Annotated in this window: 22 protein-coding genes and 1 tRNA gene; 20 read left to right on the plus strand and 3 right to left on the minus strand. The window is 47.9% G+C overall.

The features are described from left to right. The first annotated feature begins 10 nt into the window (after nt 1-10). The 19 genes from H6629_17220 to H6629_17310 all read left to right on the plus strand — a co-directional run bounded on the left by H6629_17220 (nt 11) and on the right by H6629_17310 (nt 19,984). Nucleotides 11-1,339, plus strand: a complete 1,329-nt coding sequence (locus H6629_17220; GenBank protein ID MCB9069533.1) for a R2-like ligand-binding oxidase — start codon at nt 11-13, stop codon at nt 1,337-1,339. A 248-nt stretch (nt 1,340-1,587) separates the two neighbouring features. Beyond that, a complete protein-coding gene (locus H6629_17225; protein ID MCB9069534.1) occupies nt 1,588-2,460 on the plus strand; it encodes an HDOD domain-containing protein in 873 nt (290 codons plus the stop codon). Nucleotides 2,461-2,683: 223 nt separating this feature from the next. Next, entirely contained in the window at nt 2,684-4,690 is a 2,007-nt protein-coding gene (locus H6629_17230; protein MCB9069535.1) for a hypothetical protein, read from the plus strand. Between the two features lie 17 nt (nt 4,691-4,707). Beyond that, nucleotides 4,708-4,962 (plus strand): hypothetical protein, encoded by a 255-nt coding sequence (locus H6629_17235; protein MCB9069536.1) that lies wholly within the window; start codon nt 4,708-4,710, stop codon nt 4,960-4,962. 11 nt (nt 4,963-4,973) lie between these two features. Beyond that, on the plus strand, nt 4,974-5,468 hold the full coding sequence (locus H6629_17240; protein ID MCB9069537.1) for a histidine phosphatase family protein: 495 nt from the start codon (nt 4,974-4,976) through the stop codon (nt 5,466-5,468). A 48-nt stretch (nt 5,469-5,516) separates the two neighbouring features. Beyond that, on the plus strand, nt 5,517-7,304 hold the full coding sequence (locus H6629_17245; protein ID MCB9069538.1) for a long-chain fatty acid--CoA ligase: 1,788 nt from the start codon (nt 5,517-5,519) through the stop codon (nt 7,302-7,304). 41 nt (nt 7,305-7,345) lie between these two features. After that, on the plus strand, nt 7,346-9,085 hold the full coding sequence (locus tag H6629_17250; GenBank protein MCB9069539.1) for a thiamine pyrophosphate-binding protein: 1,740 nt from the start codon (nt 7,346-7,348) through the stop codon (nt 9,083-9,085). A 9-nt stretch (nt 9,086-9,094) separates the two neighbouring features. Further along, nucleotides 9,095-10,636 (plus strand): serine hydrolase, encoded by a 1,542-nt coding sequence (locus tag H6629_17255; GenBank protein MCB9069540.1) that lies wholly within the window; start codon nt 9,095-9,097, stop codon nt 10,634-10,636. After that, nucleotides 10,636-11,172 carry an inosine/xanthosine triphosphatase gene (gene yjjX, locus H6629_17260; protein MCB9069541.1) on the plus strand — a complete coding sequence of 179 codons (537 nt, stop codon included), beginning with the start codon at nt 10,636-10,638 and terminating at the stop codon, nt 11,170-11,172. Before H6629_17255 ends, yjjX begins: the two co-directional genes overlap by 1 nt. A gap of 183 nt (nt 11,173-11,355) precedes the next feature. Continuing rightward, nucleotides 11,356-12,114, plus strand: a complete 759-nt coding sequence (locus tag H6629_17265) for an enoyl-CoA hydratase/isomerase family protein (GenBank protein MCB9069542.1) — start codon at nt 11,356-11,358, stop codon at nt 12,112-12,114. Nucleotides 12,115-12,128: 14 nt separating this feature from the next. Then, complete coding sequence (locus H6629_17270) at nt 12,129-14,057, plus strand: S9 family peptidase (GenBank protein MCB9069543.1); 1,929 nt, start codon at nt 12,129-12,131, stop codon at nt 14,055-14,057. 15 nt (nt 14,058-14,072) lie between these two features. After that, a complete protein-coding gene (locus tag H6629_17275) occupies nt 14,073-15,311 on the plus strand; it encodes an insulinase family protein (GenBank protein ID MCB9069544.1) in 1,239 nt (412 codons plus the stop codon). A gap of 98 nt (nt 15,312-15,409) precedes the next feature. Further along, nucleotides 15,410-16,528, plus strand: coding sequence for a hypothetical protein (locus H6629_17280; GenBank protein MCB9069545.1), 1,119 nt, complete (start codon nt 15,410-15,412; stop codon nt 16,526-16,528). Beyond that, nucleotides 16,521-17,345: a polysaccharide deacetylase family protein gene (locus H6629_17285; protein ID MCB9069546.1), complete on the plus strand. Its 825-nt coding sequence runs from the start codon at nt 16,521-16,523 to the stop codon at nt 17,343-17,345. The genes H6629_17280 and H6629_17285 overlap by 8 nt, the downstream gene beginning before the upstream one ends. 67 nt (nt 17,346-17,412) lie before the next feature. Then, nucleotides 17,413-17,787 (plus strand): MerR family transcriptional regulator, encoded by a 375-nt coding sequence (locus H6629_17290; GenBank protein ID MCB9069547.1) that lies wholly within the window; start codon nt 17,413-17,415, stop codon nt 17,785-17,787. Nucleotides 17,788-17,844: 57 nt separating this feature from the next. Then, nucleotides 17,845-17,919: transfer RNA gene (locus H6629_17295), tRNA-Pro, on the plus strand. Nucleotides 17,920-17,994: 75 nt separating this feature from the next. Next, nucleotides 17,995-18,693, plus strand: a complete 699-nt coding sequence (locus H6629_17300) for a glycosyltransferase family 2 protein (GenBank protein MCB9069548.1) — start codon at nt 17,995-17,997, stop codon at nt 18,691-18,693. Then, on the plus strand, nt 18,686-19,324 hold the full coding sequence (locus tag H6629_17305) for a protein-L-isoaspartate(D-aspartate) O-methyltransferase (GenBank protein ID MCB9069549.1): 639 nt from the start codon (nt 18,686-18,688) through the stop codon (nt 19,322-19,324). The genes H6629_17300 and H6629_17305 overlap by 8 nt, the downstream gene beginning before the upstream one ends. Before the next feature lie 45 nt (nt 19,325-19,369). After that, the gene (locus tag H6629_17310; protein ID MCB9069550.1) at nt 19,370-19,984 is read left to right on the plus strand and encodes a DedA family protein; all 615 of its coding nucleotides are present in this window, start codon (nt 19,370-19,372) and stop codon (nt 19,982-19,984) included. A gap of 19 nt (nt 19,985-20,003) precedes the next feature. On the opposite strand, the gene H6629_17315 is transcribed toward H6629_17310, so the two are convergent. Genes H6629_17315 through rlmN form a run of 3 tightly spaced genes read right to left on the minus strand, consistent with a single transcriptional unit; the run spans nt 20,004 to nt 23,699 of the window. Continuing rightward, a complete protein-coding gene (locus H6629_17315) occupies nt 20,004-20,999 on the minus strand; it encodes a Gfo/Idh/MocA family oxidoreductase (GenBank protein MCB9069551.1) in 996 nt (331 codons plus the stop codon). Nucleotides 21,000-21,027: 28 nt separating this feature from the next. Then, complete coding sequence (locus H6629_17320; protein MCB9069552.1) at nt 21,028-22,584, minus strand: GMC family oxidoreductase; 1,557 nt, start codon at nt 22,582-22,584, stop codon at nt 21,028-21,030. 23 nt (nt 22,585-22,607) lie between these two features. Continuing rightward, on the minus strand, nt 22,608-23,699 hold the full coding sequence (rlmN, locus tag H6629_17325) for a 23S rRNA (adenine(2503)-C(2))-methyltransferase RlmN (GenBank protein MCB9069553.1): 1,092 nt from the start codon (nt 23,697-23,699) through the stop codon (nt 22,608-22,610). 355 nt (nt 23,700-24,054) lie between these two features. Between rlmN and H6629_17330 the strand changes: the two genes are divergently transcribed. Further along, nucleotides 24,055-25,257 (plus strand): AraC family transcriptional regulator, encoded by a 1,203-nt coding sequence (locus H6629_17330; GenBank protein ID MCB9069554.1) that lies wholly within the window; start codon nt 24,055-24,057, stop codon nt 25,255-25,257. The last annotated feature ends 68 nt before the right edge of the window (nt 25,258-25,325 follow it).

Raw genomic sequence — 25,325 nt, forward strand, 5'->3', positions numbered from 1 at the left:
GGAGGTGCTGATGGGTTATCTCGTTTTTTCGGACGAATGGAACCGTGCTTTTGCGGATCAAATCAACCAAAATGAGGCGTATCGAAAAGCGGCTGCCGATTGGGAATGGCCGTTGGTGCTGATGCTGGAACCGGAAAATACTGGCGTTTGGCTCGATTTGTATCGCGGTAAATGCCGCTCAGCTCGCGCAATTTCCGCAGCGGATTGGGAAGTTGCCGATTACGCAATTTCCACGAATCTGGCGCAATGGCAACAAATACTATCCGGCGAACGCGATCCGATAATGGCGTTGATGCGCGGCAAGCTAAATCTGCGGCGCGGCAAATTGCTCAAACTGGCGCGATACGGTTCAGCTGCCAAACAACTGGTTGCATCTGCGGCGAAGATCCCAACTGTTTTTCCAGGTGAAGCAACGGGCAATTCGATCGAGATTTTATCACCAAAATCTGTTGCAAATCAGAATGTCAAAATTTATGTAACAACCAGCCCGGCCGGACTCGATCAGGATTCATTTCCGATGAAGCTCTATCACAAAGCCAAACGGCTTGGCATCTGGAATCCGCAAGACATTGATTTTTCTGAAGATATCATACAATGGCAATCCTTTAATCCCACAGAAAAAGAAGTGCTGCTGCACCTTTCCGCGCTGTTTCAGGCTGGCGAAGAATCCGTCACTCGTGATTTATTGCCGCTGATGATGGTGATTGCCAAAGAGGGGAGGATTGAAGAAGAAATGTTCCTCACCACTTTTTTGTGGGAAGAAGCCAAACACACTGAGTTTTTCCGGCGATTTTTGGACGAAGTTGCCCGGGACAACAGCGATTTAAGCCGTTTTCACACTCAAAATTATCGCAACATATTTTATGACGCGCTGCCAAACGCGATGGATGCATTATTGACCGACGCATCTCCGGGGGCGCAAATTCGGGCATCGGTTACCTACAATATGATTGTCGAGGGCACGCTGGCGGAAACGGGATATCATGCATACTTCCAAATGCTGTCAGATAACAATTTGTTGCCGGGGCTTCGCGAAGGCATCGGTTATTTGAAACGGGATGAATCGCGGCACATCGCTTACGGCATTTATTTGCTATCGCGATTGGTGAATGCGCAACCGGCACTGTGGCAAACGCTGGAACGCCAAATGGAACAATTGCTGGCGCCTGCGCTGGAAATAATCAATGAATTGTTTGCGGCATATCAGCCAATGCCATTTGGATTGAAACAGGATACCTTCATCGATTTTGCGATGAACCAGTTCAACCATCGTATGAACCGGATCGAAAAAGCACGCGATACTCGTATTGTTGATTTTAACTTTGACCAAACCGACTAAATTCTCTGGTAAAAGTTTTTGCTTTCGGGCAGAAATACAAAATCTTTCCTAACGCATCAACAGTGTGGTGCAGATTGCTTTTTCACGAAAAAACCGCACGAAACCACTAAAATCTCATTATTTTGTTCATATTTCCAGATTCCTGCCGAAGATAATTCACTAAAGCAATTTTACAGCTCATTTTTCAAGATAGATTCTGGATTTATCTTATATTTCAAGAACTAGTTAATCGTACAAACGAGGCATTCATGTTACCAAAAATTGATGTTAATCCCAATACACTATTTGCAGGGAATAAAGGTTTGCCACCACTCCCGGAAGTGGTCACAAAAATCCAGGAAATGATTCGTACGGACAATGTGGATCTCAAAAAAATTTCCGAGATGGTTACCAGCGATGTTTCATTGGTAACGCAAATTCTCAAAATTGTAAATTCAGCCTATTACGGATTAACCCGCGAGGTTACCAACCTGCGTTTTGCAATCGCATACCTCGGCATTAATGAAATTTACCGGATTGTGATGTCGCTTTCGGTCGTGTCATCCTTCAATGTAAAAGATAAAGGAGAGCTGAAAGAATTTTGGCGGCATTCATTTTACACCGCTCTCTGCACAAAAAAATTGGCAAAAGTTTACGCCCGACTGGAAGAAGTAGAGGATTTATGGTCCTGCTCGCTGTTACACGATGTTGGAAAACTGGTATATTTGCAATTTTACCCCAATCACTATATGGCAATCAAAAATTTATGTCGCGAAAAAGGCATTTTGTTTAGCGATGCTGAAAAAATGCTGGAAGCGCCATCCAGTTCATATTTGGGAACTGCTTTGGCAGATCATTGGAAACTGCCTGTTCAAATTCGCGAAGCGTGCGAATATCATACGCTCGGTGATCTGGAAAATCTTGACCCGAACCACCCGCGAACGGAATTCCGGCGAATAATTTGTTTGGGTAATTTGTTCAGTCAATTTTCCGAGGGCTTTATCGCTGATGAGCAAAAAGAAAAAATTATGCAAACGATCATCGATAAAACAGGCTGCAGCAATGAAGAATTTTTGGCACATGTTGCAGACACCCAAGCCTTGCAATTTGAAGTTGAGGAATTTGTTCGCCAGGTTTTGTAGGTTAAATACTACATTTGTTTGATTTTTAGCCGGCTGCAGGTTAACTGAAGCCGGTTTTTTATTTGAAATACCCCTCACAATATTTTCATTTGCTAAATTCCCTATAAATGCTTAATTTTTAAAACCTTTATGGGTATTCACTTTGAAACAGTTGCTGCAATTATTTGCAGCTCATTTTTTTTAATATATTCCACTTACATTTAATAATCAGGAGTTTCTTAATATGAGAAATGCCATTTTTTATGGCCTGCTTTTGTGTGTTTTTGTATCAGTAAATGCACAAGAATTATCATCCGGGATTTCGAAATCCGGGTTTGATTTGAGCGTAAAGCCGCAAGATAATTTTTATCAATACGTAAACGGAACCTGGCTGGAAACCACTGTAATCCCTGAAGATAAGTCCAATTACGGCTCATTTACAGTGTTGGCAGATGCCGCCGAGAAGAACCTCAAAGCAATCATCGATGCTGCCGCAAGCGACAACGCAGCAGCCGGCTCTGATGCGCAAAAAGTCGGCGATATGTATCGCAGTTTTATGGATACCACTTTGATAGAAAAATTAGGAATTAATCCCATCCGGGATGATTTGCGGCGAATCAGTTCAATCAACAATTATGACGATATTGCGATTTATATGGCGGAATCCAACCGAATGAGCGTGCAATCGCCATTTGTATTTTTTATCGATCAGGACCCCAAAAATTCAACTGAATATATTGGGTTTTTCCATCAGTCAGGATTGGGAATGCCCGATAAAAGCTATTATTTTGATGATAAATTTGCCGAAACCCGCGAAAAATATGTTGCCTATATTCAGCAATTGTTGAACTTAGCCAATGATGCATCTGCCAGTGAAAACGCGGCTAAAATTATGGTAATCGAAACCGAAATCGCCAAATATCACTGGACACGGGTTGAAAATCGAGATCGCGACAAAACCTACAATAAATTCGCATCGGCAAATCTTTCGGATGCCATGCCGAAATTCAACTGGAATGCGTATCTGCAAACTGCGGGGTTAACCAATGCCGAGGCGTTCATTGTGCGACAGCCGTCCTTTTTTGCGGGACTGGATTCCGTTTTGCTCGCTTTTCCGGTTTCGGATTGGCAATCATATTTTACATTTAAATTGATCGATGCTGCTGCACCGTTCCTGAGCAATGATTTTGTGAATGCCCGATTCGAGTTTCGCGGAAAAGTGCTTAGCGGCGTCACCCAAAATCGCCCTCGCTGGAAACGCGGTGTCGATGCAGTTGAAAGCACTTTGGGCGAAGTTCTCGGTCGTTTGTATGTTGAAAAACATTTTAAACCCGAAGCCAAAGCAAGAATGACTGAATTGGTGCACAATTTGAGCAAAGCTTTCGAAATTCGCATCAACAATCTGGAATGGATGAGTGCTGAAACCAAAAAACAGGCGCTCGAAAAGCTGAGTAAATTCAATTTTAAAATCGGATATCCGGATAAATGGAAAGATTACAGCGCATTGGAAATCAAACCGAACGAACTATTGCAAAACATGAAGCGTTCTGCCGCTGTTGAATACCAGCGCGAGGTGAGTAAACTCGGCAATCCGATCGACCGTTCCGAATGGTTTATGACACCCCAAACGGTGAATGCTTATTATAATCCGCCGATGAACGAAGTTGTTTTCCCGGCAGCGATTTTGCAACCACCGTTTTTTGATATGGCAGCGGATGACGCAGTGAATTATGGTGCAATCGGCGCAGTCATCGGACACGAATTCAGCCACGGATTTGACGATCAAGGTCGCAAATCTGACGGCAACGGGAACCTGCGTGACTGGTGGACTGAATCGGATGCAGAAAACTTTAACGCCCGCGCAAAGGTGATGATAGAGCAATACAACGGCTACAGCCCGATTGATTCGATGAATGTAAACGGAGAGCTGACACTTGGCGAAAACATCGCGGATTTGGCAGGGCTAACCGTTGCATACGAAGCCTATAACATTTCTTTAAATGGCAAACCGGCAGCGGAGATTGACGGTTTCACCGGACAGCAACGCTTTTTCCTCGGATGGGGGCAGATCTGGCGGCGAAAATATCGTGAAGCAGAACTGCGCCAGCGATTGCTGACAGACCCGCATTCACCCAGCGAATATCGCGTAAACGGTATTGTTTCTAATATGCCAACATTTTATGAAGCATTTGGCGTGCAGCCAGCTGATGCCATGTATCGCTCACAAGATGTCCGGGTTCAATTATGGTAACAGTGGAGGGAAGTTCTTTGAAACTCACCAATTCTCAAAAACGCTACCTGATTTTATTAAAAGCGGGTAACTTGCTAAGGGTTGATGACGACGCAAAAAATGTAAAAATTCGTGGGTACGACTTACGAATCCAATACAACACGATTCAAAAATTCAAGGAATTGGGGCTGATAACCGTTGATGCGCGTTTTAATCGCGCGGATCAACCTGCCATACGTTATTACACCATTTCCGATTTGGGAATCCGGATGCTGGAAGATTCATTCAAGTGACAAGACTACCAATGAAAAAACTTTATATTACACGACATGCCAAATCTGACTGGAGTGATCCGGGTCAGGATGATTTTGACCGTGTATTGAATAAACGTGGCAAAAATGATCTGCCAAAGATGGGCAAATATCTGCGGGAAGCAGGTGTTTGCCCAGACCTGATGTTGTCCAGTCCGGCGGCAAGGGCGGCAAAAACCGCAAAAAAGCTGGCTGTAGAAATTGGCTATCCGGCTGTAAATATTGTATTTAACCAATCACTGTATTTGGCACCGAAAACAACGCTATTGTCGGTTATCCAACAAATACCGGCAGAAACAAAAACGTTGATGATTGTCGGACATAATCCCGGACTGACGGAGTTGGCAAATTTGCTATCCGATGCCGACATCGAAAATATCCCCACTTGCGGCATTGCGACAATTCATTTTAATATTGATGACTGGGCGAGCGTTCACCGCAATAACGCACAGTTCATCGATTTCACATACCCCAAAAAACTGTTGTGAAGCGCTGTCTTTATTTAATCATTTCGATCGAGACATATGGAGGACGCCATGAGTTTTATTAATTTCCCGAATGTTTACAATATGTTGAAAACCACCGTCGATAAACATCTCGACGAACCGGCTTTTGCATGGTTTACAGCACCCGGTATTCAAACATCGATAACCTGGAAAGAGCACCATGACAACGTTAGCAGGGCTGCCAAAAGCCTGATGGCGCTCGGTGTAAATCACAATGACAAAGTGAATGTGCTCAGCTACACCTGCTATCCGTGGATGCTTGCCGATCATGCCACGATGGCCATCGGTGCGGTAACAGTTGGTATTTACCAATCGCTGTTGCCAAAGGATTGCAAATACATTATTAATCACTCCGACGCTGTGGTTATTTTTGTTGAAAACGATGAACAATTGGCAAAAATCAAGGATATCCGCGACGAGTTGCCGGCAATCAAAAAAGTGATCATGTTTTACGATACACCACCGACCGGCGATGACTGGATCATCAGCCTTGGCGAATTTATGAAGCTCGGCGACAGCATCAGCGATGCAGAATTGAACAAACGCATTAACGCCGTAAAACCGGAGGATATCGCCGGAATTGTTTACACATCCGGCACAACCGGTGTGCCGAAAGGCGCGATGCTAACCCACGATAATTTTTTATTTACTTGCCAATCCATCGAGCAAAGCCTCGATGTCCGCGATGGCGATGTGTGCTTCCTCTTCCTGCCGATGGCGCACGTATTTGCGCGAATTTGCGCGATGGCTTGCACATTTATCGGCGTTCAGGTAACAATGGCACGCGGCATGGATACGATTGTGGAAGACATCAAAGCGAGTCGGCCAAACTGGTTCCCCAGCGTTCCGCGAATTTATGAAAAAGTGTATTCCAAAGTGCTCAGCGGCGCGGAGGCAAAAGGCGGGGTTGCGCTCAAAATTTTCCGGTGGGCTGTTGGCGTGGGCAACGAGGTCAGCGCATTGAAACAACAAAACAAACCTGTTTCCGGATTGTTGGGATTTAAATATAATCTGGCACACAAACTGGTGTTTCATAAAATTATCGAAGCGCTGGGTGGCAATTTGCGCTGGTGCATCAGCGGTGCTGCGCCGCTGAACGCGGATATCGCTAAATTTTTCCACGCTGCCGGCATTCTCATTCTCGAAGGTATCGGGATGACCGAAAACACCTCGTTTTCACACGTGAACCGCAGCGATAACTATCGTTTTGGCTGGGTCGGATTGCCGGGTCCCGGTGTTGAACAAAAAATTGCCTCGGATGGTGAATTTATGACCCGCGGCCGCAACACCATGAAAGGCTATTACAAAATGCCCGAAGAAACCGCAGCAACAATCACCGACGATGGCTGGCTGTGCACAGGCGACCTCGGCGAAATCGATGATGCCGGATTTTTACGCATCACCGGACGGAAAAAGGATTTGATCATCACCGCAGGCGGGAAAAATGTCGCGCCGTCGCATATCGAAGGCGTCATCGCGACGAGCAAATATATTAACCAGGTTTGCGTGATTGGTGATCGCCGAAAATACCTGAGTGCGTTGGTTACGCTCGACCTGGATAATGTTCGAGAATATGCAAATTCCCACGGAATCCAATACGGCTCCGACAGTGATTTGTTGAAAAACGCAAAAATCGCGGAGCTTATCGATAGCGAAGTGCAGGAAAAAAATCGCGATTTTGCATCGTACGAGAGCATCAAAAAAGTGACGATCGTTCCGGAATTTACCGTTGAAAACGGATTTCTGACCCCGACATTGAAAGTCAAGAAAAATGTTGTGATCAACAACTACGAATCTGATATTGAAAAAATGTATTAAGCATTATCAGATTTTACGACAAACAAAAGGAGGTCAAAACGGTGCATGGTGGCGATCGCATAGCTTCTGTTTTAAAATCGCATGGAATTGAATACCTTTTTACCCTTTGCGGCGGGCATATCTCGCCGCTTTTGGTTGGTTGCAAAAAGTTAGGCATCCGCGTTATCGATGTCCGGCATGAGGCAACCGCCGTTTACGCCGCAGATGGCGTCGCAAGGCTAAAAGGGGTGCCCGGTGTTGCTGCAGTAACAGCCGGTCCGGGCGTGACGAATACGCTGACTGCCATCAAAAATGCAGAATTGGCACAATCACCGCTGGTTTTGTTTGGCGGCGCAACCGCAACCGCACTCAAAAACCGGGGAGCGTTGCAGGATATCGACCAAATGGCGTTGATGAAACCGCATGTCAAATGGGCAGTTTCCGTTAAACGCGTTAAAGACCTCATTCCAATTGTTGAAAATGCATTCCGGATTGCCAAAGAAGGCGTTCCCGGCCCTGTTTTTGTTGAAGTTCCGGTTGATTTATTATATGAAGAATCGCTGGTTCGGGAATGGTACGGTCTGAAAACCGGTGATTCCGGTTCCGGCAAAAGCCTTACCGGTAAAGCGATTCAACTGTATCTGGATCGTCATGTGAATAAATTGTTTGAGGGCGCGGAAGAATTTAGCGCTGATTTTAAATCTGCCGAAGCAGAAATTCCCGAACCGCTGGATGCCCGGATTCGCCACACTGTTGATCGGTTAAAAAGTGCCGAAAAACCGGTAATGCTCATCGGTAGCCAGGCGATGCTGGATCCCAAAAACATCGACAAACTGGTTACTGCCGTCAATAAGTTGAATATCCCGGTGTATCTTTCGGGGATGGCGCGCGGCTTGCTGGGTGGCAATCACCGGTTGCTGATGCGGCACAAACGCCGCAATGCCTTGCGGGAAGCAGATCTGGTTATTTTAGCCGGCGTTCCGATGGATTTCCGGCTGGATTACGGCAATCACATTCGCAAAAGCGCAACGCTTATTTCCGTCAACCGCAGCCGAAAAGATATGACCAAAAATCGCAAACCGGATCTCGGGATTCTCGGCGATGCGAGTTTGTTTCTGCGAAAAATGGCAGATGATATGCCGGAAAACCTGCAATGGAACAACTGGATTTTGCAACTCCGGGAGCGGGACAACCAACGAGAAACGGAAATTCAAAAAACGGCGATCCAAAAAACGGACGACATCAATCCGTTACAACTCTGTGCCGAAATAGAAAACCAGGCGGAGCCAAACCGCGTATTTGTGGCAGATGGCGGCGATTTTGTGGCAACGGCTTCGTATATCGTAAATCCGGCATCACCATTGCGCTGGCTGGATCCCGGCGTTTTCGGAACGCTCGGTGTCGGCGGCGGTTTTGCGATTGCCGCAAAACTGGTTTATCCCGATTCTGAAATCTGGCTACTTTATGGCGACGGATCAGCAGGTTACAGTATTGCAGAGTTTGATACATACGTTCGACACAATTTACCGATTATTGCAGTGGTAGGGAACGACGCCGGCTGGACACAAATTGCCCGCGAACAAATCGACATCCTGAAAGATGACGTTGGCACCGTTCTCCGGCAAACCGACTATCACAAAGTTGCTGCAGGATTTGGCGGAAAAGGCTTTTTGCTCAATGATCCCGAAAAAATTTCGGAGACAATTAAAAAAGCAAAAGCGGCTGCCAAATCAGGACATCCAGTGCTTATTAACGCCCACCTCGGAAAAACAGACTTCCGCAAAGGCTCCATTTCAATGTAAGGCGTCATTATGAACAGACTATTTAATCCATTGTTTTATCTCGTTTTAGTGTTATTTTTTTCAATCGGTCTCTTTGCTCAAACGGTCGATTTGACAGCAATCGATCGAGCAATTGAAAAAACACGCACCGACTGGCAAATTCCCGGTATTGCCGTCGCCATTGTCAAAGATGGCAAGCTGATTCACGCCAAAGGGTATGGCACGCGCACTATCGACAAAGATGAACCGGTCGATGAAAACACCCTTTTTGCGGTGGCATCCAATTCTAAAGCGTTCACGGTTTCGCTGTTGGGAATTTTAGTGGACGCCGGAAAATTGCGTTGGGACGATAAAGTTGTCGATCATCTGCCAAATTTTCAAATGTTCGATCCATACGTAACCCGCGAAATGACCGTGCGGGATTTGGTGACCCATCGCAGCGGGCTTCCGACTTTTGGCGGTGACCATATCTGGATTGGCAATTCGCTGTCATCGGATGAAATTCTGGCGCGGCTGCGCCATCTCGAACCCAACGGATTATTTCGTTCGTCATACCATTACCAAAATCTGATGTTCATGGTTGCCGGTATGGTTTATGAAAAAATATCCGGCGAAAAATGGGGCGAAGCTGTTGAAAAACATCTATTTAAGCCATTGGGGATGAATCGCAGCAACACCAGTATCCGGGCGTTGGCGAACGACAAAAATGTTGCGTCTCCCCATGAGCCACGCAACGGGAAAACCGTTCCGGTCGCATACGATTTGCTGGATAACGTTGCGCCCGCCGCAGCGGTAAACGCCAGCGTTGCAGATATGAGCAAATGGATGCTGCTGCATTTGAACAATGGCAAAGTTGGTGATTCACAGATCATTTCAGCAAAGGTTGTCCGTGAAATGCAGGCGATTTATAACCCGATCCCGATTTCTGAAGCTGCTGAAAATTTGTATGGCAGAAAATTTTCTGGAGCGGGAATGGGTTGGTTTATTTCCAATTATGGCGGCTACAAAACCGTTAGTCACGGCGGCGGTATGTCCGGGATGATCTCGTTGCAAACACTGATTCCCGAAGCTGATTTTGGCGTGATGGTCGTAACCAATTATGCACCGGATTCGCCAACTCGTGCAATTACAAACCTTATCCTCGATGCGTTTTTTCAGCCGGAAACAGCCGAAAAACGCAATTGGAGCGCGGAGTTGTTGGAGCAGGTGAACAAACAACATCAAAAATCAGAACTTGCTGAAAATGAATTGGCAGCGCAGCGCATAAAGAATACGAAACCCAGCTTGCCTTTGGATGAATACACCGGCACTTATTTTGATGCGTTTTCCGGTAATGCCGAAGTGCGATTGGAAAAGGGCAATCTGGTTTTCGATTACAATCCGCGACATCTCGGCGATTTGACCCATTGGCACGCGGATATTTTCCGGGTGGTTTGGCGCGATCCGATTTTCGATATGCCAGCCAAATCGTTTATCAGCTTTCGCATCAACGAAAAAGGCGAGGTTGTTTCGCTGGAAACCAGCTTTTATGACCCGATTACTTTTGAACGAAAACATGATTCCCAAAAATAATGAAAACTATTATTGTAGCATCGCATAACCCAGTTAAAATAAACGCGGTTACGCTGGCTTTTAAGCACGTTTTTCCAGACCAGGAATTCACCGTAAAAGGTGTTAGTGTGCCTTCGGGCGTTAGCGATCAACCGGTTACCAATGAGGAAACCCGGCGAGGTGCAGACAACCGGACAATAGCCGCGATGCAACTTCATCCGAATGCGGATTTTTGGGTTGGCGTCGAAGGCGGCATCGAAGAAGATGCGCAGGGTTTGGGCGCTTTCGCATGGGTGGTTATCCGGTCCAACGATCGCCATAGCCATAGCCGCAGCGGCACATTTTATCTGCCGCCAACAGTGGCGGAACTCATTCACACCGGTTTGGAACTCGGCGAAGCGGATGACATCGTTTTCGGAAAGAATAACAGCAAACAATCTGAAGGCGCTATTGGTATTCTCACAAAAAATCTGGTGAATCGCACTTCGCTTTACGAACATGCGATCATTCTCGCACTGGTTCAGTTTATAAACCCTGATTTGTATCCCGTAAAATAATCGGCAGCGATCATTTGAGCCGTTTTTGTGGTGTTGCTGTGTAATTTACCACAATTTTCATAGGCTCGTAAGTTGGGATCGTGGCTGAAATACAGCCGTTGAGCAGGTTTAGGGATCAGAAAACGGCGCCTATTTTTCATAATTAATAGCGCAGCACCCTTAAATTCAGAAAGGAAATTCGATATGAGTGAGAAGGGCTATGTCAACGTTGCCATTGAAAATGGTATTGGAACGGTTACCTTTTTTCATCCCAAAAAAAATTCATTGCCGGGAAATTTGTTGGCGGAATTGGCGCAGGCGCTGCTGTCGCTTGGCGGAAACGCTGCGGCAAAAGTGGTGGTGTTGCAGAGTGCCGGAAACGGTGCTTTTTGTGCTGGCGCATCTTTCGATGAATTGCTTTCTGTCGATTCGATTGAAAAAAGCAAAACATTTTTTATGGGCTTTGCCCGCCTGATTTTGGCGATGAAAAGAATCCCAAAGTTTGTTATTACGCGAGTTCAGGGCAAGGCAGTCGGTGGGGGAGTGGGTGTGATTTCTGCTTCTGATATTGCGATTGCTACCGATTCCGCAGCGATCAAATTGAGTGAATTTGCGCTCGGTTTCGGTCCGTTTGTGATTGGACCGGCGGTGGAACGGCGGATCGGAAAAGCGGCGTTTACTGCCAGCGCCATCGACACCGATTGGCGCGATGCGCAGTGGTGCCTGCAAAATGGCATGTTCAACTCCGTTACCGATTCGGTTGAATCACTCGATCGTGCCGTTCACGAATTGGCAGCACGCCTCGCCAAAGCCAACCCGGATGCAGCGGCGGAGCTAAAAGCCATCGCATGGGAAGGCACCGAACATTGGGATAAATTGTTGGAAGAACGTGCGGAAATCAGCGGGCGGTTGGTGCTTTCGGCATTTGCACAAAACGCTATTTCTGCATTCAAACAAAAATAATTGCTCACGATAAAATGAAAAAAAATAAAGCCTGCGGTGAATGGCATTCACCGATATCCGCAGAAATGTTGTCTGGCGGCAGCGTCCGTCTCGGCGATATTGCCATCGAAAATGAAACGGTTTATTGGATCGAAAGCTGCCCGACCGAACAGGGGCGAAACAGCATATTCCGGAAAAAGCCCGGCAAAACCCCGAAGAACTTGCTCGATGCACCGTTTAACGTCCGCTCGCGGGTGCATGAATACGGCGGCGGCGCGATGCTGATTACACCCGGCGGCATTTTTTTCTCGAATGATGGTGACCGGCAAATTTATTCGTTTCAGCCCGGAGATTCGCCGAAACAGTTGACAAACTCGCCGGAGTCCCGTTTCACCGATTTCTGTTTCGATGAACGCCGTAACCGTTTGTTCACGGTTCGGGAAGTACACGAGCCAAACGCGGCTGAGCCGCAAAATGTCATCTGTGCAATCGATTTGAACACTCAAAATGATATTACAGACCTCGTTTCCGGGGCAGATTTTTATTCGAATCCCATCATCTCTCCCGATGGCAACCGGCTGGCATTTTTGTGCTGGCATCACCCCAATTTACCGTGGGATGCCACAGAATTATGGCTTGCTAAAATCGCAGATGACGGCTCGATTCAATCTTCAGAAATGATCGCCGGCGGTGACAACGAGTCCATTTTTCAACCGCAATGGGCATCGGACGGAAAATTGTATTTTGTGTCGGACAAAAGTGGTTGGTGGAATATTTACTGTTGGGGTGCCGGAGAAGTTGAGCCGGTCATCGAAATGGCTGCAGAATTTGGGCTGCCGCAGTGGGTTTTTGGGATGTCCACTTTTGGCATTATCGATCACCAAACGCTGGCAAGCGCATTTTCAAAAGATGGCATCTGGCAATTCGGCATCATAGATTTGCCATCCAAATCATTGAATATTCTGGATTTACCTTTCACATATATAACTCAGGTTCGCGCATCACGAAATCAGGTTGTTTTTCAGGCTGGCTCGCCGCAGCAATCCGGTGCTATTGTTTCGGTGAATCTGGAATCGGGAAAACACAATATTTTGCGACAATCAACCGCAGTGGAAATCGATCCTGCGGTGATTTCCCAACCGGAAATTTTCCGGTTTTCATCTGACGATTATCCGGTTCAGGGATTTTTCTATCCGCCCAAAAACCCGGATTTCGCGCCATTGCCGGAGGAATTGCCGCCACTGATGATGATTTGCCACAGCGGTCCGACCGCAGCAACGGACAACAGTCTTTCGCTAAAAATCCAATATTGGACGTCGCGCGGATTTGCGGTTGCAGACATCAATTATCGCGGCAGCACGGGGTTTGGTCGGGCTTTTCGCGAATTATTGAATGCAAATTGGGGCATCGCAGATGTTGCAGATTGCGTAAACGCTGCAAATGCGTTGGTGGCAGATGGCAAAGTTGATCCGCAGCGAATGGTCATTTCCGGTGGCAGCGCCGGTGGGTTTACGGTTTTGGCGGCGCTAACTTTTCACGATGTTTTTGCCGCCGGATGCAGCCGATACGGGATCAGCGATTTGGCAGCGCTCACGCAACACACCCACAAATTTGAGGCACGCTATAACGACCGTTTGATTGCCCGATATCCGCAGGAAAAACAGGAGTATCGGGCGCGTTCGCCGCTGTATCATTCTGAAAAACTGGATAAACCGGTCATTTTTTTTCAAGGCAGCGATGACAAAGTTGTGTTGCCCGAACAATCTGAAAATATGGCGAACGCACTGCGGCAAAAAGGCATTCCGGTCGCTTACGTACTGCTCGATGGCGAAGGGCACGGTTTCCGTCAACCGGAAAACATTCGCAACGTTCTCGAATGGGAGTTGTATTTTTATTCGCGAATTTTTAACTTCCGCCCGGCTGATGAAATTTCGCCGATAAAAATAGACAACCTAAACAATTGAAAAGATGAAGTTTACATGAATATTTCCCCATATCAAAAAACGCAGTTGGACAACGGGATAACCGTAATTTCCGAACATATTCCGCATGTCCGCTCCGTTTCGATCGGCGTTTGGCTGCGAACCGGCACGCGATTCGAGGATAAATCCGTTAACGGCGTTGCGCATTTTTTGGAGCACATGATGTTCAAAGCAACCCGGAAACGCACAGCACGGGAAATTGTTCGGCGCATCGAATCGCTCGGCGGCAACCTGAATGCGTTCACCGCAAAAGAGCAGACCTGCTATCATATCGAAATTCTGGACGAACATTTGTCCAAAGCGATCGATGTATTGGCGGATGTGCTCTGCCGGGAAGATTTTCCGGAAAAGGAATTCGAGAAAGAACGTCAGGTGATTCTCGACGAAATCCAATCCGCTGAGGATACACCCGACGAGGTTGTGCTGGAATATTTTGCCACTAAAATGTTCCCGGATCATGCGTTGGGCAACCCGATTTTAGGCGTGGAAGACACCATAAATGCGATGACAATGGACGAAATGATGACATTTTATCGCAACACATACACCGCCGACCGGACAGTAATCGCCGTTGCCGGACATTTGCAGCACAACAAATTAGTGGCGCAGGTTCAGCAAAAATTTAATTTTCCCCAAAACATTTCCAATCCGGTGAAATTATCCCGTCCGAAATCGTTCGGCGCCGGGTTTCACCAATTGGAGCGACCGGTTTTTCAATCGCATTTGTGCATCGGTGTGCCGGGGATAGCCTACGACGATCCGGCGAAATGGGATTTGCTGATCATGAACACCATTTTGGGCGATGGCATGGGCTCGCGGTTGTTCCAGAATATTCGCGAGCGATACGGCATCGCATACGCCATTTTTTCGTTTGCAGAATTGTATCACGACTGCGGGGTTTTTGGCGTTTATCTGGGAACGGATCAACGCAATATTCCCAAAGCACAAAAAATGCTCGTGAACGAGCTGGACAAAATTTCGTCTAAACCCGTTTCACAACGGGAGTTACGTGATGCAAAATCTTACACAAAAGGCAATATCATGCTCCGGTTGGAAAACACAAGCTCGCGAATGAACCGGCTCGCAATGCTGGAAATTTACAATGGAAAATTTCAACCGATCGATCATGTGATCACCCAAATTGAGCAGGTTTCCCGCGAATCAATTATGGCGACAGCTTCCCGCTTGCTCTCACCGGAACGGCGGCTCACCGTGATTCTATCACCCAACAAATAAATTTGAATTTGCATGGCGATGTCGTAAATTGTTCGCTTGAAAAAAATGAGGAGATAGCGGAGGGCTGATTGGGATTGCACTTCTGCTAAATCAAAGCTATGATTTTTGGAATTCCCGTCGAAATTCGCAACCACGAAAATCGTGTGGGTGCAACGCCCGCGCTGGTGGATGCGTTGGTGAAACGCGAACATACCGTTTTTGTTGAACGGGGTGCCGGTGCAAAAAGTATGTTTGATGACATTGATTTTGAAAATGCCGGTGCGACAATCGTTCCTTCACCGGAAAAATTGTATGGGCAATCGGAATATATTCTTAAAATCCGTGCGCCAAAACCGGTCGAATACGAGCTGATTGAACCGCATCATACCTTGTTTGCATTTTTCCAATTTTTTAACTATCCGGAGATGGTCCGGGCATTGCTCGGTCGTGGCGCAAACTGTTACGGTTTTGAGCTTTATCGCGTCGGGCATTTCAGCCGCCCGATTTTGGATGCAGATCGTGCCATTGCCGGACAGTTGGCTATTCAGCAGGGCGCCTATTATTTACAACGCCATCATGGCGGCAGAGGCGCTTTTATTGGGCGATCACAGGGTACTGCGTCGGCTTCTGTTATGGTATTTGGCGCCAGCGCTGCCGGTCTTGCAGCAGCGCAAATGGCAGCCGATAGCGGTGCAAAAGTTACCCTGGTTGAGGTTGATGAATCGCTGTTGCAAATTGCAAAGCATAATTTGCCGGATCGTGTGCGGCTATGTTTGTTCAGCAATGAGATGTTGAGAATGGAATTTCCCAAAACAGATCTGGTTGTGTTTGCCTATCAGCGGGTTGAAATGGCAAAACCGCCAAAGCTGGAAGAAAAAAGTGTGGGCTTTTTGCCACGCGGCGCAGTGATTATCGACCTGGATATCGAATACGATGGCGGTGCGCTGGTTACCAGCCGTCCGACCAAAATAGATAACCCGACGTTTGTGCAAAACGAAGTCATCCATTTTTGCGTGCCAAATCTCGCCGGAACCGTTCCGCAAGCCAGCTCGATCGCACATAGCGAAGCGCTAAAACCCCTTATTTTTAAGGTTGCGGAAAACGGGCTGCTATCGACACTTAAAAATGAACCGTCATTTCGCAGCGGTCTCGTCATTTACGAAGGACAGATCGCCAATGCCCAATTGGCGGAAAACCTATCCACACCATTTTTTGATGTAGCCGAAGCCAGTGAATAATGTGCGGAGCGAAGCCGAAATCCGGCATATTTTATCGACAATTCCCATTTTGATGTATCACAAAGTGGATCATCACCGGGAAGTTGGTATCAACGCGCTGCCGCCCGAACGATTTCTCGGGCACCTGAGCTGGCTGTCGGAAAACGGCTACCAATCCACTACCTTCCTCGATATTTTACACCGGAAACCGCTCCCGGAGAAACCGGTCATCATCAGTTTTGACGATGGTTATCTTTCCGTTTTTGAAAACGCTTTTCCGGCGATGCAAACCATTGGTTTTACGGGTGTTATCTTTGTTATCAGCGGATTTGCGGGCAAGCTGAACGAATGGGATGTTTCGCTGAATCGGCAGCGATTTCGCCATCTTTCCCCAAATCACATCCGCGAACTTGCCGCTGCAGGTTGGGAGATCGGCGCGCATTCGGTAACGCATCGCGCGTTGCCGCTGCTGAGCGAAACGCAGGTTCGCCGGGAAATGCAGGAATCCCGCGAAAAAATTGCAGAATGGGCAAAACAACCGGTAATCAGTTTTGCCTATCCTTTCGGGATAAAAACCGCACGCGAACGGCAACTGGCAAAAGAATGCGGGTTTCAATTTGGCTGCAAAGGTGTTCGCGGATCGCAATCGATCGATGTATTGAATTTGCCGCGAATTCCGGTTTATCAATTCGAAACTGCCAAACACCTGGTTCAAAAAATGAAACATCCACTGCCGGCGGCTGAACGCATCAAACTGTCGTTACTCGGATTACCGGCTTACCTCGTGCCGATCTACCAATTTTTGTTCAAACAGGAATTATCGCTTGACCGGCTCTAACCCTCAGCATATATTTACTTTAGATGTTCAATAATTACGCCAGACCACGCAAAGCCGGGAGTTAGCAATGGTAGAAACATCGAGCCAATCAGGTGGCATTCAAAAGCCGAAAAAAAAACTCTATTACTCCCTGAAACAGACAGCTGTAATGCTGGAAATGACGCCCGACGATATCAAACGTTGGGAAACCCATTTTCCCGAAATAAAACCGGTGCGAAACCGCGCTGATAATCGCTATTACACGGAAAAAGATGTGTTTTTGCTGCTGTTTATCAAGGATTTACTCAATGAGCAAAAGCTGTCATTTGAAGATGCCAGAATTGCAATTGACAAATACCGGGAAGAACTCGTCGAAAAAGAAAATTTGCGGTTAAAACAGACGCTAGCGGAAATCCGGATGGAAATAGACGAGATGTTAACCGTGCTCAACGAGCCGCTTTAGTTGTTATTTAAGGCTTGATTTACATGATCTCAGATGATATATTTTGGCGCTTTAGATCGGAGCGTGGCGCAGCCTGGATAGCGCACTACCTTGGGGTGGTAGGGGTCGCTGGTTCAAATCCAGTCGCTCCGACAGATGAGGGGAATCGTAAAAGATTCCCCTTTCTTTTTATCAACCGAACCAAAGACACAAAAATCACGAGCGAAAATGGCCGAATACGGCGTGGTTATCCCGGTTTACAACGCAGACGGATATTTACCGGAGCTTTTGGGGCGCATCTCATCGTTGAATGTTTCCAATTTGGAAGTTTTGATTGTTGATGACGGATCAGTAAAACCGGTCGAAATTGCCAAATATGGCAGCTTGGCAATCCACATTGTCCGGCACGCCGAAAATGCCGGAAAAGGTGCTGCGCTGAAATCCGGATTTGCATATTTTCTGAAAAACCAGACCATTCGTGCCGTAATTACCATTGATGCAGATTTACAACATACGCCGGAATTGATTCCGGAATTTATCCGGTTATTTGAACAGGGTGGGGGAGATCTGGTTATCGGCACCCGGAAACGAGATCCGAAAACGATGCCATTGCATCGGATAGCGTCGAATGCAATTACGACTGGCATGATCAGCCGGATGATCGGTCAGCCCGCGTTCGACAGCCAGTGCGGTTTCCGGCTGTATTCGCGGGAAGTGTTGAGCAGCATCCAGCCGAAAGAGCAACGGTTTCACCTCGAAAGCGAGTATTTGATTCGCAGTGGTTGGGCCGGATTTCGCATCGCCAGCGTCCCCATTCCCACTATTTACAACGGCGCACCGAGCGCCATTCGCAACTTGCCCGATACACTCAATTTTATATCGCTGATTTGCCGGTTATCAATCGAAAGGATGCGCAGCCATGTATGATCGCCACAGGGAAATGATGGTGCAAAAATACGTTATCGACGCGGGAATTACCGATGCGCGGGTGATTGCCGCCATGCGAAAAATTCCCCGCCATTTGTTTGTGGAGACGGCCATCCGGCATCAGGCATACATGGACAAATCGTTGCCGATCGGGTTCGGGCAAACCATTTCCCATCCCACAACTGTTGCCAGCATGACGCAATTGCTGGCGTTGAACGGCTCGGAAAAAATTCTAGAAATTGGGACAGGCAGTGGTTACCAGGCTGCTGTTTTGGCTGAAGTTGGCGTAAAAGTGTATACCATCGAACGAATTGCGGAACTGGCACGACGGGCGCAGCAAATGTTCGATCAACTGGGCTATTACACCATCGGTATTCGCATCGGCGATGGCTCGGTGGGCTGGAGCAATCATGCGCCATACGACCGGATTATTGTAACCGCGGCCTCTCCGGAGGTGCCGCAAACGCTCGCCAAACAGCTCGGCGAAAATGGCAAATTGATCGTCCCCGTTGGCGATAAAGTTCAGCAAAAGCTGATGATCGTCACACGGCAGGGCAATAATTTTGATATCATTGAGGCGGATTCGCGCAGTTTTGTCCCGCTGATCGGCAAACGCGGTTGGGCGGATTAATTTCGAGAACACAATGAGAAATATTAATACAAAGGAAGCCGGTAAATGAAATGGATTCGTGATTTATATGACTGGGTGTTACACTGGGCGCAAACGCCGTATGGACCGATTGCACTATTTGTGCTTTCCTTTGCTGAAGCTTCTTTTTTTCCCATCCCGCCGGATCCGTTGTTGATTGCGTTGGCGTTGGGTGCCAGACAAAAGGCATTCAAATTTGCATTCATTTGCACCATTGCTTCCGTAACCGGTGCATTACTGGGATATGGCATCGGGCATTATGCCTGGTGGGGATTAAATGGGGAGTTTTCGGCGCTGGCAAACTTCTTTTTGAACAACATTCCCGGATTTACCGTCGCCAACTTTGAGAGAGTGCAGCATCTTTATCAAAACTGGGATTTCTGGATTGTTTTTACTGCCGGATTTACCCCGTTACCGTATAAAGTTTTCACGATCAGCGGCGGCGCTTTTGCCATCAATTTGCCGATGTTTGTGGTTGCATCAATCATCAGCCGCGCGGGACGCTTTTTTCTGGTTACCTTTTTGATCTGGAAATTCGGTTCGCAAATTCAGGGTTTCATCGACAAATATTTTAATCTGCTCGCGATTGGATTCACCGTTTTGCTGGTGGGCAGTTTTGTGTTGATCAAATATCTGCTGTAACAACGATCGATACTCGAAATCAGTCCGTCTGTTTCAATTCGGCAGTTGCGTATGCCTGCCGAATCAACTGAACATCGCGCCGGGCGATGTCGAATGTCAGTTTCGGCGCGGTTCCGGTGCGCAGCGCTGCCGTAAAATCTGTGAACATGCCGGTGAAACCGGAAATATCCGCAAAACCGGGAAACACCAACCGTTTTTTTCGTCCCCGAACCACCATAAAAATACCGTTACTTTCGAAGGTGAGCGAGCCTTCCCGCCCGAAAATCCGGGAAATCCGCAAACCTTTGAACAATGTCGGCACTTCCCAGGAATAAAACAGATTACCGACTGCGCCATTTTCGTAATTGAAAATCACCTGCATGCTGCGCTCTAAACCGCCGTTCGGGTGCGGCTGAATGCCCCGGACAGTTGTCACGCCAATGCCGATATTCGCCAAAAAATTGACCCAGTGAATGCCGCCCTCAAACAGCGCACCGCCACCGGACATCGCCGCGTCTTCCCGCCAATCGGCATTGTGCTGCTGTTTCATCGCGTTGATGTTGATAAATAACATATCGCCGAGCAACTCCTGTTGAACCACATCCATCACCGCTGAGCGCAGCGGTTTATAAAAATAATTTTCCGCGACGATCACCTGACAATCGTGTTTTTGCCGCGCAGTTGCGACCGCATCGAAATCCGCCAGCGTAAAAAACGGCGGCTTTTCGACAATCACATGCTTTCCGGCATCCAGCGCTTTCAGCGCCAAGTCCAGATGCGACGACGGCGGCGTAGCGATAAACACGGCATCCACTTCCGGCGAGCTGATCGCCGATTCGTAAGTGCCAAAAAAGCCGTCACCGCGCAGCTCCGAATTGTAGGTATTTGCCTTTTCCAGCGAACGGCTGGCGAAGTATCGCAGAACCGGCAGCTTTGCTTTTTCGATAGTCCGGCTGTGTTTTCGGGTGATCTTGCCGCAGCCCAAAAATGCCAGCCGGAGCGGTTTATCTACACCTGTCGGGCGAAATGTGTTCATCGTCGTCTCAGTCAAATGGTGTTTTGATTTACAATTTTAGCACCGTTTCACCAACCCGCAGCGCGTTTGCGGAAATGGTCAAACTGGGATTTACCGCGGCGGCGGTCGGCATAAAACTGGCGTCCATTACAATCAGGTTATCAATACCGCGAAACCGGCAATCGCGATCGAGCGGCGCTGTTTTGGGATTTTCACCGAAGCGAACCGTTCCGCAGGCGTGCGAAAACGTGCGGATCTGGTGAATATAATGTGCCCAGGCACCGGTGCCGCGCATAATTTTTTTGGACAAATCGGTCATCACTTTCAGCGCAGCCAGATCGCGTTTGCTGTATTTGTGGAAAATTTGCGCCTCAGGGATACCGTACGCATTTTTCCGCACAGCATCGAGTTTTATGCGGTTGATAAACTGCGGCTGATCTTCCACCATCGCCAGCAATCCGGTGAGTAGCTTCACCGCCGGGGCGATTATCGAGCCGAACGGCTTCATCACCACTTCTTTCACCAATCCGGGTGGCGGCGTGGGCATTTGTTGCAGGCTGCCAAGTTTTCCTGCGGGATATTTGATTTCCGGATGCCCGAAATAATAATCGAGAATTGCCAATTGTTTGTGAAAACGCGTTTCTTTATCCGGTTTGCCCGGAAAAATGCCAAAAGTGATCGCGTTTGCATGGCGCATCAAAAATCGCCCGATCATTTCGCCGGCCGGATTGTGTTGCGCCAATCCCGATGCCAGCAAAAGTTGCGGCGAACTCATCGCTCCAGCGGACAAAACTACCGTGTCTGCAGTAATTTCGTGCAGCTTTTTGGTCATTTTATCGATAGCGTGAACGGCGGTTATCCGTCCGTTATTGTGCACCAACCGGGTGACGATGGTATTGGGCAGCAGCGTCATCCCTTTGCGAACCAGTTTGGGAATCAGCACCGTCGCCAAATCATTTTTAGCGGAAATCGCGCAGGCGAACGTATCGCAGGTGGTGCAGGCCGCGCATTTATGGCGTCCGTTTTGTCTGTAATTGATCGCCAGCGGCAGCGGAAACGGGGACAGCCCCAACGACTCGGCAGACGATTTAACTTTTTCGCTGATGTTGCTCAACCGGTCAGGATTTTGGGGAAATGGCGCGCTGCGGGGCGGGGCGCTCGGGTCGGCAGAATCGTCACCTGCGACATCGAGCATTTGTTCCGCACGGGAATAATATGGCTCGAGATCGGCGTAAGTGATCGGCCACTCAGCGCCGGAATCGCCGACAATTTCCGGCGGCGGCTCAAAATCTTTTTCCCGGAAACGGAACGAAACGCCGCCATAAAACACCGACGGTCCACCGACACAGGCGTAATTGCCCATGATATCTTTATTGCCGCCTTCACGCACGCGCATCGGCGTATCGAACGAATAATGGGGCGTGAGATCAACGGACGCATTCATCGCCCAATTGTGGGCGCCGCGTTTCACCCAATCGCCGCGCTCCAGCATGAGCACATTTTGCCCGGCATTAACCAGCACGCTGGCGAGCATCGAGCCGCCAAAGCCGCTGCCAATAATAATTGCGTCAAAATGACGGATATGTGAACCGGAATTATTCCGCATGGAGTTATTCTTTTGAATCACCCTTACGGAGTGATTTTTTCTGGTATTTTTAGAGAGCGGGTTTTGGTGCCATCGGTTTCGGCGATCAATTGTCCGCAGGCGGCGGCGATATCCGTGCCGCGATTTTTGCGAACGGTAACCGCAAATGGCGCCGTTTCGAGTATTTGCAGAAATTCGGTGATTCGAGATTGTCCCGGCAGATGAAAACCGATGCCGGTATCGTTATAGGGAATCAAATTAAGTTTGCAGCGCAGCGGGGAAAGCAATTCCACCAGTTCCCGGGCAACTTCCGGCGTATCGTTGACGCCTTCCAGCAACACATATTCAAAGGTGATGCGTTTGCGGGTTTGCTGACGTGTGTAATAATAAGCGCTGTCCATCAGCTTTTTGAGCGAAAACTTATCCGCGACGGGCATAATGCTGCTGCGCAATTCCTGTGTCGGTGCATGCAGCGAAATCGCCAGTTTGAAGGGCTGTTTTTCATCGGTAAACTGGATGATGCGCGGGACAATGCCCACTGTCGAAATGGTGATTTTTTGGGCGGAGATGGCCAATCCCTCAAAATCGGACATGATTTTGCTGGCGGCGATCACCCGGTTGTAATTCAGGAACGGCTCGCCCATCCCCATAAAAACGACGTTGGTGATTTTCACGCCGGTATCCCGCTGGACGCGGATAATTTGCTCCACAATTTGCCCGGATGTGAGATTCGCCAGAAAACCCATCTGCGCGGTCGCGCAAAATTCGCAGCCCAGCGCGCAGCCCACCTGTGAGGAAATACAAATGGTTTTGCGCTTTTCCTCCGGAATAAACACGCTCTCGATGGCTTTGCCGTCGGGCAATTCCCAGAGGTATTTGCGGGTGCCGTCCACCGAATCCTGGCGCAACTTCAGGCGCAATTCGCCGATGCTGAAATGCTTATCCAGCAATTCGCGAAACGCTTTGGGCAAATTGGTCATCTCATCAAAAGATTGCACCTGATGATGATGCACCCATTTATACACCTGCGCCGCCCGGTATGCCGGTTGTTTGTATGGCACAAATGCCGCCTGCATTTCTGCAATACTCAATCCGGTGAGCGATGATTTATGTTCTGTTGAAATATTAATTGCCATTTACACTGCTGTTTTTATGATACCGCGGTAATTTACAAAAAACCCCCGTGATTAAAACAGCAATTATTTTTTGACCCTTTCTGACTGAAAATGACCTTTTTGGGGAATGGTAACATTGCGAATCATACCTTAAATTTATACTGCAAACGGTCATAAACTTAAGATTCTGCAAAGTGAGAATGAGATTCCTGCATCCGCAGGAATGACACCGGAAAGGAGATCTGTCACTCCTGCGAAGGCAGGAGTCTCCTGCTGGAAAAGTTAAGATTTTACCCGTTCAAAGTATAAATTGGTGGAAAGCGAACCTTATTTTCGTCATCCCGTAATATCAGCCAACATTAAAACAGGGCGTTTGATGAATGAACCGTTAGCGATAGAACTTACTTTTGGGGTTGTCATTTTTGGATTCGGCGCGTTGCAGGGATTCTTTTTTTCCGGCATCCTCTTTTTCCAGCAAAAAGGCAACCGCCCTGCAAATCGTTGGCTGGCGGTTATTCTGGCGGTTGTGGGCGCATTTTTGTTTACAAAAGTGGCGATGATGTCCGGTTTTTATATGCGGATACCGCATATCATCGGTGCCGGGGCACCGTTCTGGTATCTGTTTGGTCCGATGATTTACGCGTACACAGCTTTTCTGGTCAACGAAAATCACCGGTTTTCGGCAACCGATTTGCTCCATTTGCTCCCGGCGGTTTATTGCCTTTATCAGATGTTCCCATTTTACCAACTTTCCGGCGCCGAGAAAATTGCCGCCGTTCAAACCCCGCCAACCGGTCCGCCGGAATATCACCTGATCTATCTGGTTGTGGGGCTGTTATTGTTAGGATATCATTTTGCCGCGATCCGCAAAATCAATCGTGCGGAAAAAAGCATCACGGATAACAGCACTTCTCACCAAAAAGAAAATCTCCGCTGGGTGAAACGCCAGTTGATCGCATTTACGATTTACATCGTTTTTGATACGCTTGCCGGATATTTGCTGACTGTTTTTGAAATCCCGCTGAATATACTCGAATTAACCACAACCTTTATTATGGCGATATTTGTGCAAATTGTTGCGGTTACCGCCAGCCGCAATCCCGAAAAACTGTTTCCGCCGATTGTTTCCGATCCGCAAACAAACGGCAGCCATCCGGCAGTACCGGAACCGGATGCGCAAAAAGAGAAATACCAAAATTCCGCGCTGTCGAAAGATATTGCCCAAAACTATCTGGATGCGCTCATCCATTTGATGGAAACCAAACGCCCCTATCTCAACAGCGAATTGAAATTGACCGATCTCGCGGCAATGTTGGGGATATCGCCGCACAATTTGTCGCAAATCCTGAATCAGGAGCTCAAACAACCGTTTTATGAATTTGTGAACCAGTACCGGATAAACGCTGCCAAAGCCATGATGCTCAACCCCGAATATCAACAGTTTACCATCCTCGCCATTGCTTACGATGCCGGATTTAACACCAAAAGCTCGTTCAACCGGGCATTTAAGGAATGCACCGGCATGACGCCATCCGCCTACCAAAAAGCACACGCTATTTCATCCAGCCACATCCGTTAGGGTTGTAGCTTTCCATTGGGAAGAACGACCGGGACGATTTTTATCCGCATATTTGCCCGCCAATCAAC

It is taken from the genome of Calditrichia bacterium, assembly GCA_020634975.1.
Classification (GTDB): Bacteria; Calditrichota; Calditrichia; order RBG-13-44-9; family J075; genus JACKAQ01.

Excerpts from the sequence above, each read along its gene's own strand:
- H6629_17220 (MCB9069533.1), top strand. The coding sequence starts at position 11 with ATGGGTTATCTCGTTTTTTCGGACGAATGGAACCGTGCTTTTGCGGAT.
- H6629_17225 (MCB9069534.1), top strand. The coding sequence starts at position 1,588 with ATGTTACCAAAAATTGATGTTAATCCCAATACACTATTTGCAGGGAAT.
- H6629_17230 (MCB9069535.1), top strand. The coding sequence starts at position 2,684 with ATGAGAAATGCCATTTTTTATGGCCTGCTTTTGTGTGTTTTTGTATCA.
- H6629_17240 (MCB9069537.1), top strand. The coding sequence starts at position 4,974 with ATGAAAAAACTTTATATTACACGACATGCCAAATCTGACTGGAGTGAT.
- H6629_17245 (MCB9069538.1), top strand. The coding sequence starts at position 5,517 with ATGAGTTTTATTAATTTCCCGAATGTTTACAATATGTTGAAAACCACC.
- H6629_17255 (MCB9069540.1), top strand. The coding sequence starts at position 9,095 with ATGAACAGACTATTTAATCCATTGTTTTATCTCGTTTTAGTGTTATTT.
- yjjX (MCB9069541.1), top strand. The coding sequence starts at position 10,636 with ATGAAAACTATTATTGTAGCATCGCATAACCCAGTTAAAATAAACGCG.
- H6629_17265 (MCB9069542.1), top strand. The coding sequence starts at position 11,356 with ATGAGTGAGAAGGGCTATGTCAACGTTGCCATTGAAAATGGTATTGGA.
- H6629_17270 (MCB9069543.1), top strand. The coding sequence starts at position 12,129 with ATGAAAAAAAATAAAGCCTGCGGTGAATGGCATTCACCGATATCCGCA.
- H6629_17275 (MCB9069544.1), top strand. The coding sequence starts at position 14,073 with ATGAATATTTCCCCATATCAAAAAACGCAGTTGGACAACGGGATAACC.
- H6629_17280 (MCB9069545.1), top strand. The coding sequence starts at position 15,410 with ATGATTTTTGGAATTCCCGTCGAAATTCGCAACCACGAAAATCGTGTG.
- H6629_17290 (MCB9069547.1), top strand. The coding sequence starts at position 17,413 with ATGGTAGAAACATCGAGCCAATCAGGTGGCATTCAAAAGCCGAAAAAA.
- H6629_17300 (MCB9069548.1), top strand. The coding sequence starts at position 17,995 with ATGGCCGAATACGGCGTGGTTATCCCGGTTTACAACGCAGACGGATAT.
- H6629_17305 (MCB9069549.1), top strand. The coding sequence starts at position 18,686 with ATGTATGATCGCCACAGGGAAATGATGGTGCAAAAATACGTTATCGAC.
- H6629_17310 (MCB9069550.1), top strand. The coding sequence starts at position 19,370 with ATGAAATGGATTCGTGATTTATATGACTGGGTGTTACACTGGGCGCAA.
- H6629_17315 (MCB9069551.1), bottom strand. The coding sequence starts at position 20,999 with ATGAACACATTTCGCCCGACAGGTGTAGATAAACCGCTCCGGCTGGCA.
- H6629_17320 (MCB9069552.1), bottom strand. The coding sequence starts at position 22,584 with ATGCGGAATAATTCCGGTTCACATATCCGTCATTTTGACGCAATTATT.
- rlmN (MCB9069553.1), bottom strand. The coding sequence starts at position 23,699 with ATGGCAATTAATATTTCAACAGAACATAAATCATCGCTCACCGGATTG.
- H6629_17330 (MCB9069554.1), top strand. The coding sequence starts at position 24,055 with ATGAATGAACCGTTAGCGATAGAACTTACTTTTGGGGTTGTCATTTTT.